This window comes from Ignavibacterium sp. (genome assembly GCF_025998815.1).
GTDB lineage: Bacteria > Bacteroidota > Ignavibacteria > Ignavibacteriales > Ignavibacteriaceae > Ignavibacterium.
Genome location: NZ_AP026678.1, coordinates 2,488,561 through 2,501,193, shown reverse-complemented (window position 1 = coordinate 2,501,193; position 12,633 = coordinate 2,488,561). Strand labels below are relative to the sequence as shown.

The window sequence follows — 12,633 nt, the reverse complement described above, 5'->3', positions numbered from 1 at the left end:
AAATGCATTTTTATAAATATCATATTATCTGAGATCAGAAATTAAGAAATTTTCTGAGCTGTAAACAGGATTTGGAGAGATAAAGCCCAACCTCAAAGTTATTTCTGCAATTCAATTACAATAAGTTTCTTGCCTTTTTTGTTTCTTATATTCGAGGGCTTATATGCAAGCTCGTAGATAGTTGATTTCTTGATGTTGGATTTATATTTCATTTCAGCTTTTGTAAATTCCTCATCAAGATCCCCCCCTTTAATAGAAATCAAGTACGATTTTTCTTTTGTAATAGGAAGAGCATATCTTATCAGAATAATAAGCGGAACAGTTCCCCGGCTTATTACCATATCAAAACTTTGTTTATACTTCTCGATAAATTCGGGGCTTTCAACGCGATAATTTTCAGCTATAACATTGCTCAATTTAAGTTTGTCTATAAACTCATTAACCGCGTTAACTTTTTTAGCAATAGAATCAACGAGCACACCCCTTAAATCAGGACGCATAATTGCAATTGGAATTCCGGGAAATCCACCGCCAGTACCAATATCCACAAATCTCATTATTTTATCGGGGAAAAATTTTGTTACAAAAGCTGAGAGGAAAACATGCTTCTCGATTATCCCATCTACATCAGCCCTTGAAATAAGATTAACTGATTTGTTTTTTTCCGAAACCAATGTGGCAAAATAGGCAAGTCGGTCAGCTTTGGTAACTTCAGAAGTTAAACCGTTCTCCCAGAAAAATGTTTGAAGCTCTTTAAAGTATTCTTCTTGTTTATTGGGGGGCATACAATAATTTCCAAAATTAACTTTTCAAATATATCAATAAAACAGAAATATCTGAAGGAGTAACACCGGAGATTCTCGATGCTTGTCCTATTGAGCGCGGTCTGAATCTCGAGAGTTTTTCCCTTCCTTCAGCTGAAAGTTGTTTCAAATCAAAATAGTTTAATGTTAAAGGAATTTTAACATCTTCATATCTTTCAAGTTTTTCGATGGTTTCAAATTGTCTTTTTATATAACCTTCATATTTAAGTTCAATTTCTACTTGCTCTAAAGCTTGCTCATCTTTAAGAAGATTTTTAACAATATCAGAATCAAATCCATTTGAATTCAATATATCTTTCAATTTTATTTCCGGTCTTTTACAAATCTTCGAAATGGTTTCTGAGGAATCTACCAATGATGAGCCCTTTTCAGATAGAAATTCGTTTATTGCCTTAAAACTAATTTTAGTGCTCGAACAAAATTCTATTCCTGACTGAATTAAAATTTCCCTTTGCTTATACTCCTCATAAGCTTCTTTTGGAATCAAGCCAAACTCATATCCATATTTAAATAATCTCCTATCCGCATTATCTGGTCTGAGTAAAAGTCTGTGCTCTGCTCTGGAAGTAAACATTCTGTAGGGTTCATCTGTAGATTTACTAACAAGGTCATCTATCAACACACCGATATAAGCTTCGCTTCTCTTCAAAACAAACTCTGGTCTTTTTTGAATTTTTAATGCTGCATTTATTCCCGCAACAATTCCCTGAGCGGCTGCTTCTTCATATCCCGAAGTTCCATTAATTTGTCCTGCAAAATAAAGTCCTTCAACAAGTTTCGTTTCTAAAGTTAAATCAACTTGGTGCGGAGGGAAAAAATCATATTCAACAGCATAACCCGGTCTAACCATCTCAACATTTTCCAGCCCACGAATTTTATGTAATGCCTCAAGTTGAATTTCTTCGGGAAGTGAGGTTGAAAAACCATTCAAATAAATTAAATCCGAATCCAGTCCTTCAGGTTCTAAGAACAATTGGTGTCTTTCTTTATCGGCAAATCTAACTATTTTATCCTCTATTGATGGACAGTATCGCGGTCCCACACCCTTTATAAGTCCAGTAAACATAGGCGACTGATCAAAACCTTTTTCAAGAGTCTTGTGAACCGATTGATCTGTATAAGTAATAAAGCAGCTCAACTGAGGTAGAAACGGGAAGTTTTCGGTATCTGTAAAATGTGAGAATGGTTTTGGATCTTGATCTCCTGGTTGCTCTTCAAGAATTTCCCAGTTGATAGAATCTCTTTTTAACCTTGGTGGGGTTCCTGTTTTCAGTCTTCCTGCTTCAAATCCAATTTTAACGAGCGATTCTGTAATTCCAACTGCCGGCTGCTCACCAAACCTTCCTCCCCTTACAGATTTAAGCCCCGTGTGCATTAACCCATTGAGGAATGTTCCCGAAGATAAAATTAGAGCACTGCAACCGAATTCTTTACCTGAAGCTGTTTTGACACCTGCAATTTTTCCTCCCTCTACAACAACCTCAACAACAGATTCTTCAACTAATTCAAGGTTCGGAATATTATTAACGATTTTCGATGCTTCAAGAGAGTAAAGCTTTCTATCATTTTGGCTTCTTGGGGACCATACAGCAGGACCTTTTGATTTATTTAGCATTCTGAATTGAATACCTGAACGATCGGCTATTTTCCCCATTTCTCCTCCTAGAGCATCAATTTCACGAACCAAATGTCCTTTTGCGGTTCCTCCTATAGCCGGGTTACAAGACATTCTTCCAAGAGCATTTTTATCCATCGTAAAAAGTCCTACCAAACAACCCATTCTAGCACCAGCTGAAGCAGCTTCAATTCCGGCGTGACCGCCTCCAACGACTATTATATCATATTTTTTAATCATATTCTCAACTTTTGTTTCCACGTGAAACTGTTTTTTTGAAATCAAAAGTTTTTCACGTGAAACGCTTTTTACTTTCCAATGCAAAATTTCATAAAAATATTGTTTAGGATATCATCCGTTGTCACTTCTCCAATAATTTCTCCCAAGCTTATAGAAGCATTTCTAAGATCTACCGATATGAACTCTCCACTAATCTTGTTGATAACAGAGTCCCTTGCGTTTAGGAGTGATTCTCTGGCTTTTTTTAGACAAGTATAGTGTCTAATGTTAGTAACAATAGCTGATTTTTCGGTATAATATTCTGTTCCTATCGCCTTTTTAACAAGAATTTTTGATAAATCATTCATTCCTTGTCCAGTCTTTGCCGAAATTTTAACATCGGCATCGTAATGGCTTTTTTCCCCTAAATCAATCTTATTTAGAACCCGAACGATTTTATCCCCGGATGTTAAATTCAAGATGCTATCTAACAAATCTCTGGCACTGCCCTGCTGAGTATCCTCAACAAACAAAATAATATCCGCATTTCTGAGCGCTTCCCGACTCCGTCTAATTCCTTCTTCTTCAATCGGGTTTTCTGATTCCCGAAGACCAGCGGTATCAAATAGTCTGAAAAGAATCCCGTCGATTGATATTTCTTCGCGAATTACATCCCTGGTCGTTCCAGGAATATCACTAACGATTGCTCTTGATTCATTAATCAGATAATTCAAAATTGATGACTTCCCTACATTTGGCTTCCCGACCAAAGCTACATTAACTCCATCACGGATTATTTTCCCGATGTTATAGGTTTCAAGTAACGAATCAATTTCAATTATTATTTCATCAATTCTTTTCAGTAACTCGTCGGTATTTACAAACTCAATATCTTCTTCAGCAAAATCGAGTTCTAATTCAACAAAAGATGTAGCATTAACTAAGGATTCTCTAAGCTTCCCCACTTTTTTGGATAGTAGTCCATCAAGCTGGTTTCTCGCTCCCCGAAGAGATGCTTCACTTCTTGCGTGAATAACATCTGCAACTGCTTCGGCCTGAGATAGATCAATTTTATTATTTAAAAATGCTCTCTTAGTAAACTCCCCTGGCTCTGCCAATCTGATTTTTCCTAATTTTAAAAACTCCCCTATTATTTTTTGAGCTATCAATGGATTGCCATGAGTGCTGATTTCGACGCTATCTTCTCCGGTATATGAATTTGGCGCTCTAAAAACCGAAATTAAAACATCATCAATATGACTTTCGTTTGAATCAACAATATTTCCATAATGAATTGTGTGGCTGGCAGAATTAATGATTTTGCTTTTACCCCTGAATAGCTTATCGGCGAGGTAAAAACTATCCGGTCCACTTACTCTAATAACGGAAATAGCTCCAACACCAGGTGGAGTTGCGAGCGCAATTATTGTATCTTCTTTCAACTTAATATGCTCAAAATTTAGATTACAAAAATAAGCAATTACTTTACTTGGAAAAAGAATGATTAATTTGCACCAATTCCCTCTCACAATTTGTCATATTCTTGTCGATTTGTCACGCACATTGCACTATTTTAGTCATATTAGGCAGATTTTTTCAAGTTGTTTGTCAAATTGTCAACCCATCTAAAATCAAGCTCAAATTCCTTTAACTTATTTATTTATAATGAGTTATGGGAATGTTAATGAATTGGCACATCTTCTGAGTAATAATAGGCGAAATTGAAAATTAAAAACGAAAGGAGGTTGATAAATATGACACTCGTAAAATTCAATCCGGTTCGTGATCTTCTGAACTTCGAAAGAGAGTTTAACAGAATGTTCAATGCTTTAGAAAGCCGTTTTGGAATTTCCAGAGCTCCAGAAATTGATGAAGAATACGAGAATGCTGTTTGGATGCCATTAACCGACATTTATGAAGACAATGATAAATATACATTGAAAGTTGATCTTCCTGGAATCAAAAAAGAGGATGTAAAGATCAACTATGCTAATGGTAAGCTTAGCATTAGTGGTGAAAGAGTTCAGGAGAGCGAAACCAAGGATGCTAAATGGCACAGAATAGAAAAATCATATGGCAAATATTACAGATCCTTCACATTGCCAGAACAAATTCAGGAAGACAAAATCTCTGCTGAGTTCAAGGATGGATTATTAACCATCACAATACCAAAAGCTGAAGAAGCTAAACCAAAAGAAATAGAGATTAAGGTTAAATAACTCTGAGTGTCTCTACTTAGAGCCCAGAGTTTGGGAAAGGGTAACTGGGACGGTTACCCTTTTCTTTTAAATTAAATAAGCATAAGATTGAATGCTTATTTGAGGTGATTTTATGGAATTCAAAGATTATTACAAAATTTTAGGCGTAGATAAAAACGCAACTCAGGAAGAGATTAAAAAAGCTTATCGCAAGCTTGCAATGAAATATCATCCTGATCGAAATCCGGGTGATAAATCTGCAGAAGAAAAATTTAAAGAAATAACCGAAGCCAATGAGGTTCTTAGCGATCCTGAGAAAAGAAAAAAGTACGATGCACTTGGTGCTAATTGGAAACAGTATGAACACGCTGGTCATGGTTTTGATGACTTTTTCTCGCAATTTGGCGGTGCTCAAACTGGTGGGGGAAGAACATATACATTTTCAGGTGATTTAGGCGACTTGTTTGGTAACTTAGGTGGTTTTTCTGACTTTTTTGAATCATTCTTTGGTTCAAGAGGAAGAAGACAAAGTGGTGGCTTTACTGCTTCTGATTATCAGCAACAAACCGCCCCGGGAGGAATTGATCTGGAAGCAGATTTAAATATTACCCTCGAAGAAGCATTTAATGGCGGCGAAAGGATATTAACAATAGATGGGAAAAAAGTTAAGATAAAAATTGCCCCCGGTACTAAAGACGGACAGAAATTAAGACTGAAAGGGCTTGGAAGAGCACGCTCTCAGAATGTTCAGAGGGGAGATTTATACCTTAACATTCATATACTTCAACATCCTTTTTACGAAATAAAGGATAGTGATTTATACTATAATCTCGATATCGACCTTTATACAGCTGTATTGGGAGGAAAAGAATACATCAGAACACTGGATGGAAAAACTATTAGCATCAACATACCGGAAGGAACCGATTCCGGCAGTATACTGAGATTGAAAAACCTTGGAATGCAGAAAGGAAACGGAAGGGGAGATTTATTTGTAAGAATTAATGTAACCGTTCCCAAAAATCTTTCTGAAGAAGAAAAACAATTATTTAGAAAATTAAAGAGTTTAGGAAAAAAATAATTTAAAGGAGTTATTATGGCTGAAGTTCAAACAAAAAAATATGAGTTTAAAGCAGAAGTAAAAAAGCTTTTGGATATTCTTGTGCATTCGCTCTATACAAGCAGAGAGATTTTTCTTCGCGAATTAATTTCAAATGCTTCTGATGCTCTTGATAAAGTTAGATTTGAAATTACAAAGGGAACCGATGTTGCAGACAAAGAATTGCCATTAGAAATAAAAATTGATTTCGATGAGAAGAAGAACACTATAACAATTTCTGATACCGGAATTGGAATGACTCACGATGAGCTTATAACGAATATTGGAACGATTGCTAAATCCGGTTCAGAGGAGTTTTTGAAACAGCTCTCTGAAAATAAAGAAGCTGCCAACAATATAATCGGGAGATTTGGTGTTGGATTTTATTCAGTATTTATGGTTGCAAAAGAAGTTGTTATTAAATCAAAATCATTTAGAAAAGATGATGCTGCTGTTTGGTGGAAGTCTGATGGAAGCGGTGATTATGAAATTGCCGAATTGATTGAACCATTAAAAAGAGGAACGATCATTGAAATTCACTTAAGGGATGATGCGAAAGAATTTGCTGATAAATACAGACTTGAGGGGATAATAAAAAGACATTCTAACTTCATCTCGTTTCCAATTTATCTGAAGAATGAAAAAATAAATACGATAGCTGCTCTTTGGCGTGAACCAAAAACTTCCATCAAACCAGAGCAATACAACGAGTTTTATAAATTCTTGACACACGATACAGAAGATCCTCTTGAAGTGATTCATACTTCTGTTGATGCTCCTATTCAATTCAATGCGTTGCTGTTCATACCAAAAAGAAGTTACGAATTCTGGCGTTGGAGTAAAGATGATTATGGACTTGATTTGTATGTAAGAAGAGTTTTAATTCAACATCAGAACAAAGATTTACTTCCGGAATATCTCAGCTTCGTTAAAGGCGTTGTTGATTCTGAAGATCTACCACTTAACATTTCAAGAGAAACTCTTCAGGAAAATATAATCTTCACAAAAATTGCAAACAGTGTTACGACAAATGTTCTTTCTCATCTTTTGAAGCTAGCGAAAGAGAATCCTGAAAGATACAACGACTTCTGGAAGGAACACGGAAGAGTTTTCAAGCTTGGTTATATGGATTTTACAAATGCTGACAAATACCAGCAGTTGTTGAGATTTAATTCTTCTGCCAGCACAGATGAGAAAGAGCTTATTTCATTAGATGATTATGTTTCCCGAATGAAGAAAGATCAGAAAGAAATTTATTTTGCATTGGGCTCAAGCAGGGAAGCAATCGATTTGAATCCACATCTTGAGATTTTCAAATCAAAGGGACTTGAAGTTTTATACCTCTACGATCCTGTTGATGAGTTTGTTGTGACTTCAATAAGAAAATACAAAGATTTTGAATTTAAATCTGTTGATACTGTTGACTTAAAATCATTGGAAAAATTTGAAGATATAACCGAAAGCAAAGAACAAGCCGAACCATTATCCAAAGATGATGAAAAACATTTTGACAGTTTACTTGATAAGATGAAGAAGATTTTGGGAGACCGTGTAAAAGAAGTAAAAGAGACAAAGCGTTTGAAAGATAGTCCTTCGTGCTTGGTAAATGCTGACGATTCTATTTCCTCTACTATGAGGAAAATTCTGAGGATGTCTAACTCCGAAGTTGAGCTTCCTAACCAGGAAGTAATTTTGGAAATAAACAAAGACCATAAACTCATCCGAAACCTTCTTGAAATATTCAAGAAGAATTCTGATGATGAGTTTATTAAAGATACAACAGAGCAACTCTATGAGTCTGCTTTGTTGCTTGAAGGAAATCTAGATGATCCTCACAAGCTTGTTAACAGACTAAATAAAATGTTAACCGAAGCTAGTGATTTATATAAAAATAAAATTGAATAAATAACTTTGTGTCTTTGAGTCTTTGTGGCGAAAAACTTTCTGCCACCAATTCATTAAGACACGAAAATGAAAGGAGATTGAAACTATGGCATTTAATTTTAACCGACTGACAGTGAAAGCGCAGGAGATTGTTCAGAGTGCTATTGAGATTGCACAAAATTACAATAACCAAATTGTTGAACCTGAACACATTCTTGCAGCTATAGTTCAGGAAAGCGGAAATATTGCCGAAACTATAATTAAAAAAACTGGCGGTAACTTTAACGCTATAAAAATTAAAGTAAATGAATTGCTCGAAAAACTTCCGAAGGTTAGCGGAACAGGTTTGGGCAATCAACAAATGTCCGGTGCATTGGCAAAGCTATTTGATAATGCAGCCGACGAAGCAAAAAATCTTAAAGATGAATATGTATCCACAGAACATCTTCTGCTTGCATTAGCAAATGATCCGGGCAAAGCCGGTCAACTCTTAAGAGATAATGGAATAACTTATAATGAAGTTCTTGCTGCTTTAAAAACTGTGAGGGGAACTCAAAGAGTTACTTCTCAAAACCCTGAAGATACTTATCAGGCGCTGGAAAAATATGGAAGAGATTTAAATGAACTCGCGCGGCAGGGAAAGCTCGATCCGGTAATCGGTAGAGATGAAGAAATCAGACGAGTGCTTCAGGTTTTATCAAGAAGAACCAAGAACAACCCCGTGCTTATTGGTGAACCCGGTGTTGGTAAAACTGCAATTGCGGAAGGAATTGCTCACAGAATAATTTCAGGAGATGTTCCCGAAAATCTTAAAACAAAAAGAATAGTTGCTCTCGATATGGGGGCATTGATTGCCGGCACACAATTCCGCGGACAATTTGAAGAAAGATTGAAAGCAGTAATAAAAGAAGTTCAGGAATCAAATGGAGAAATAATTTTATTTATAGATGAACTTCATACACTTGTTGGTGCTGGTGCAACACAGGGTGCAATGGATGCAGCAAATATTCTTAAGCCGGCGTTAGCGCGCGGTGAACTTCACGCAATTGGCGCAACAACACTGGACGAATACAGAAAGCATATTGAAAAAGACCCTGCACTCGAAAGAAGATTTCAACCGGTGTTTGTTGACGAACCATCAGAAGAAGATGCAATTTCAATCTTAAGAGGATTGAAAGAAAAATACGAAGTTCATCATGGTGTTCGCATTACCGATGGTGCAATTGTGGCTGCGGTTCAATTATCAGTAAGATATATCACCGACAGATTTCTGCCTGACAAAGCAATTGATTTAATTGATGAAGCGGCTTCAAAACTGAGAATTGAAATTGATTCAATGCCGGAAGAGCTTGATACACTTGAAAGAAAAATCAAACAACTTGAAATTGAAAGAGAAGCATTAAAGCGTGAGAAAGATGAAGCTTCTGCAAAACGACTAAATGAACTAGAACAGGAGTTGGCTGAGTTAAATGAAGAGCGAAACCAACTTAAAATGCATTGGGAACTTGAGAAAGAAAAAATTCAAAAGATTCGCTCAATGAAAAGTGAAATTGAAAATCTGAAACTCGAAGCAGAAAGATATGAACGAGAAGGAAACTTTGGTAAAGTTGCTGAAATAAGATATGGAAGAATTGTTGAACTCGAAAAGAAATTGCGGGAGGAAACTCAAAAGCTTGCTGAAATTCAAAAAGATAAAAAGATGTTAAAGGAAGAGGTTGATGCTGAAGACATTGCCGAAATTGTTTCCAAATGGACAGGCATCCCTGTCAGCAAAATGCTCGAAAGTGAAAGAAGTAAATTACTCAGATTGGAAGAAGAGCTTCATAAGAGAGTAGTTGGACAGGAGGAAGCTGTATTTGCGGTTGCAAATGCAATAAGAAGAGCAAGAAGTGGTCTGCAGGATGCCAACAGACCAATTGGCTCTTTTATCTTTCTTGGAACTACCGGTGTTGGTAAAACAGAACTCGCAAGGGCACTTGCAGAATTTCTTTTTGACGATGAACATGCGATGATACGAATTGATATGAGTGAGTATATGGAAAAGTTTTCTGTTTCAAGATTGATTGGCGCTCCTCCCGGATACGTTGGTTATGAAGAAGGCGGACAGTTAACCGAAGCCGTCCGCAGAAGGCCTTATTCGGTAGTACTGCTTGACGAAATTGAAAAAGCCCATCCCGATGTTTTTAATGTTCTGCTTCAGGTGCTTGATGATGGAAGATTAACTGATAATCAGGGCAGAACTGTTAACTTTAAGAATACAATTATCATAATGACATCCAACATTGGTTCACATATTATTCAGGATAGACTTGATGCAGTAACAGAAGATACAATTGATGATGTTATGGGTGATTTAAGACAAAGACTTTTTGATCTATTGAGAAAAACAATACGTCCCGAATTCTTAAACAGAATAGATGAGATTGTTCTCTTCAAGCCATTGCTGAAATCTGAAATAAGACAGATAGTTGATCTGCAGCTTGAACGAGTTCAGAAAATGTTAAAAGATAAAGAAATCATTCTTGATGTTTCCGATGAAGCAAAAGACTGGCTTGCACAACTTGGTTATGATGTAACATACGGCGCTCGTCCATTAAAGAGAGTAATACAAAAATATCTTGTAAATCCACTCTCGCAGGAACTGCTTGCCGGTAATTTTACTGATGGAGATACAATAAAAGTTGATGTTGCTGAAAGAGTTGGGCTAGTGTTTACAAAGTAGATACTTGAGTCTCGATTCCTGATACCGTATTGCTGTTCCTAAAAACTATTTAACCGCAGGAGAAAATCTTCTGCGGTTTTTTTTGTCATTAACCGCTATTTTGTTTGAACAGAAAATTCAGTCAACCGCTTATTTTATTCCTCGTTTATAAAAAATCATTTGCTAAAGCATTTGTAAATAAGTTTCTGCCTTCTTAGTTTTTGCGCTGAAATTTTACAATATCACTTTAGCAATGAAACCGCTACTTCAGTTCTTTTCTTAATTAAAACATCATTCATCATTTATCATTCTAAGGAGGCAACCAGAATGAAAAAATTCTTTAAAATTCTGAAATGGTTTACTATAACCTTGGTATCGGTCATTGTTCTGTTTATTCTTTATGCTCTTATCCGACCCGAATCAACATTCGATGCACCTTATCCTGAAATTACTGCCAGCAAAGATTCTTCTGTAATTGCAAGAGGTAAATATCTTGTTTACGGTCCGGCACATTGTGCATACTGCCACTCAACAGCAAATGAATTTAAACGAGTCGAAGCGGGTGAAGTGGTGCCATTAAGTGGAGGCTATCTTTTTGCTTTGCCAATAGGGAATATTTATTCTCCGAATATTACATCAGATAAAAACACGGGAATTGGTTCATATACCGATGGAGAATTAGCAAGGACTTTGAGATATGGAGTAAAACGAAACGGACATGCGCTTCTTGACTTTATGCCTTTTTATGATTTAAGTGATGAAGATCTAACTGCAATAATTTCTTATTTACGTTCAGAGCCTGCGGTTAATAATTCTGTCCCGCAGAATGAGTGGAGCTTTTTAGGAAAAATTATTAAAGCATTTGGGATGATAAAACCAATGGGAGATGGAGTCGTTCCTCCTTCACCCGAACCTGATTCAACAGCGGAATATGGTAAGTACCTTGCAGGTAGTGTTGCTAATTGCAGGGGCTGTCATACAAAACGCGATATGACAGATGGCTCATATATCGGGGTAGATTATGCAGGTAATATGCAATTTGAGGTGCTTGATGAAAACGGAAAAATAATTCCGGGTAAACATATTGTAAGTCCTAATCTAACTCCTGACAAAGGGACCGGAAGAATTGCTTTTTGGACTCAAGATGCTTTTGTAAAAAGATTTCAGGCAGGGAGAATGATCCAGGGGTCGCCGATGCCTTGGGGAGCTTTCAGCAGACTGAACGAAAGTGACCTGATTGCAATTTATAAATATTTAAAAACATTAGAACCGGTAAAATCCCAAACCCCTTCAGGTGTACAGGAAGGAGATCCAGAATAAGTTGATCTGCGGCTTATTGTTTTAAACCGTTGTTTTCTTTGGGAAGAATTGAGAAGTTTAATAGAGAAGCTATTAGCTTTGGTTAACTTTTAACGTATAAATTGTAACCCACGGATTTATCCGTGGGTATAAAATGAAATACTAATTACATTTCAACGGTTTCAACCGTTTTACATAATAATATGCCACACTCACTAACTAAAATATGGATTCATCTGATTTTCGGAACAAAAGAAAGATTTCCGCTAATAAATCAGTCCTTTGAGAATCAACTATACAATCATATCAGAAATCTGCTTGAAAAAGATTTTGATTGTAATGTTGATATAATTAACGGAACTGCAGACCACATTCACATTTCATTTTTACAAAATCAAAATTATTCGCTTGCTGAAATTGTAAAGAATATAAAAGGAAATTCTTCCCACTGGATAAATCAAAGTAAATTTTTGAAAGCTAAATTTGCCTGGCAAACCGGCCACGGGGCTTTTTCTGTAAGTGAGTCGATGATCAATGAGGTAAGAAAGTATATAGCCAATCAGAAAGAGCACCACAAGAAGATTAGTTACGCAGAAGAATACAGGCGGTTTGCTGAGAAGTTTGGTTTGAGTGTAGAAAACCGATGAATCGGTTTCTTTATGAAAAAATTCTGTGTTTGGTTCCCACGACTGAAGTCGTGGGTTAAAAATTATTTCCTCCTTGTTTTTTTCTTTAGAAAGAATTGGGAAGTTTGATGGAGAGAATTATTTATTGTATGCAAGTGATGGTTTAAA

General features: G+C 36.2%; 9 protein-coding genes. 6 read left to right on the top strand and 3 right to left on the bottom strand.

Going from position 1 to position 12,633, the window contains the following annotated elements; all coding sequences use genetic code 11:
* Positions 1–98: 98 nt before the first annotated feature.
* The 3 genes from rsmG to mnmE form a co-directional block, all read right to left on the bottom strand.
* Positions 99–785, bottom strand: coding sequence for a 16S rRNA (guanine(527)-N(7))-methyltransferase RsmG (gene rsmG, locus Q0X14_RS10820; protein ID WP_297838213.1), 687 nt, complete (start codon positions 783–785; stop codon positions 99–101).
* Between the two features lie 16 nt (positions 786–801).
* Positions 802–2,679 (bottom strand): tRNA uridine-5-carboxymethylaminomethyl(34) synthesis enzyme MnmG, encoded by a 1,878-nt coding sequence (gene mnmG / locus Q0X14_RS10815; protein ID WP_297838210.1) that lies wholly within the window; start codon positions 2,677–2,679, stop codon positions 802–804.
* Between the two features lie 68 nt (positions 2,680–2,747).
* Positions 2,748–4,100, bottom strand: coding sequence for a tRNA uridine-5-carboxymethylaminomethyl(34) synthesis GTPase MnmE (mnmE, locus tag Q0X14_RS10810; protein ID WP_297838207.1), 1,353 nt, complete (start codon positions 4,098–4,100; stop codon positions 2,748–2,750).
* A gap of 312 nt (positions 4,101–4,412) precedes the next feature.
* Between mnmE and Q0X14_RS10805 the strand changes: the two genes are divergently transcribed.
* The 6 genes from Q0X14_RS10805 (at position 4,413) to tnpA (ending at position 12,486) form a co-directional block, all read left to right on the top strand.
* On the top strand, positions 4,413–4,877 hold the full coding sequence (locus Q0X14_RS10805; RefSeq protein ID WP_014558885.1) for an Hsp20/alpha crystallin family protein: 465 nt from the start codon (positions 4,413–4,415) through the stop codon (positions 4,875–4,877).
* 112 nt (positions 4,878–4,989) lie between these two features.
* Positions 4,990–5,937: a J domain-containing protein gene (locus tag Q0X14_RS10800; RefSeq protein ID WP_297838203.1), complete on the top strand. Its 948-nt coding sequence runs from the start codon at positions 4,990–4,992 to the stop codon at positions 5,935–5,937.
* A gap of 15 nt (positions 5,938–5,952) precedes the next feature.
* Positions 5,953–7,860, top strand: coding sequence for a molecular chaperone HtpG (gene htpG, locus Q0X14_RS10795; protein ID WP_297838201.1), 1,908 nt, complete (start codon positions 5,953–5,955; stop codon positions 7,858–7,860).
* An 85-nt stretch (positions 7,861–7,945) separates the two neighbouring features.
* Positions 7,946–10,561 (top strand): ATP-dependent chaperone ClpB, encoded by a 2,616-nt coding sequence (gene clpB, locus Q0X14_RS10790; protein ID WP_297838198.1) that lies wholly within the window; start codon positions 7,946–7,948, stop codon positions 10,559–10,561.
* Between the two features lie 306 nt (positions 10,562–10,867).
* Positions 10,868–11,860, top strand: coding sequence for a c-type cytochrome (locus tag Q0X14_RS10785; RefSeq protein ID WP_297838195.1), 993 nt, complete (start codon positions 10,868–10,870; stop codon positions 11,858–11,860).
* Between the two features lie 182 nt (positions 11,861–12,042).
* Positions 12,043–12,486 carry an IS200/IS605 family transposase gene (gene tnpA / locus Q0X14_RS10780; RefSeq protein WP_297838192.1) on the top strand — a complete coding sequence of 148 codons (444 nt, stop codon included), beginning with the start codon at positions 12,043–12,045 and terminating at the stop codon, positions 12,484–12,486.
* Positions 12,487–12,633: the final 147 nt, after the last annotated feature.

Bases quoted from the DNA above. Each gene is read 5' to 3' on its own strand.
- rsmG (WP_297838213.1), bottom strand. From the start codon at position 785: ATGCCCCCCAATAAACAAGAAGAATACTTTAAAGAGCTTCAAACATTT.
- mnmG (WP_297838210.1), bottom strand. From the start codon at position 2,679: ATGATTAAAAAATATGATATAATAGTCGTTGGAGGCGGTCACGCCGGA.
- Q0X14_RS10805 (WP_014558885.1), top strand. From the start codon at position 4,413: ATGACACTCGTAAAATTCAATCCGGTTCGTGATCTTCTGAACTTCGAA.
- Q0X14_RS10800 (WP_297838203.1), top strand. From the start codon at position 4,990: ATGGAATTCAAAGATTATTACAAAATTTTAGGCGTAGATAAAAACGCA.
- htpG (WP_297838201.1), top strand. From the start codon at position 5,953: ATGGCTGAAGTTCAAACAAAAAAATATGAGTTTAAAGCAGAAGTAAAA.
- clpB (WP_297838198.1), top strand. From the start codon at position 7,946: ATGGCATTTAATTTTAACCGACTGACAGTGAAAGCGCAGGAGATTGTT.
- Q0X14_RS10785 (WP_297838195.1), top strand. From the start codon at position 10,868: ATGAAAAAATTCTTTAAAATTCTGAAATGGTTTACTATAACCTTGGTA.
- tnpA (WP_297838192.1), top strand. From the start codon at position 12,043: ATGCCACACTCACTAACTAAAATATGGATTCATCTGATTTTCGGAACA.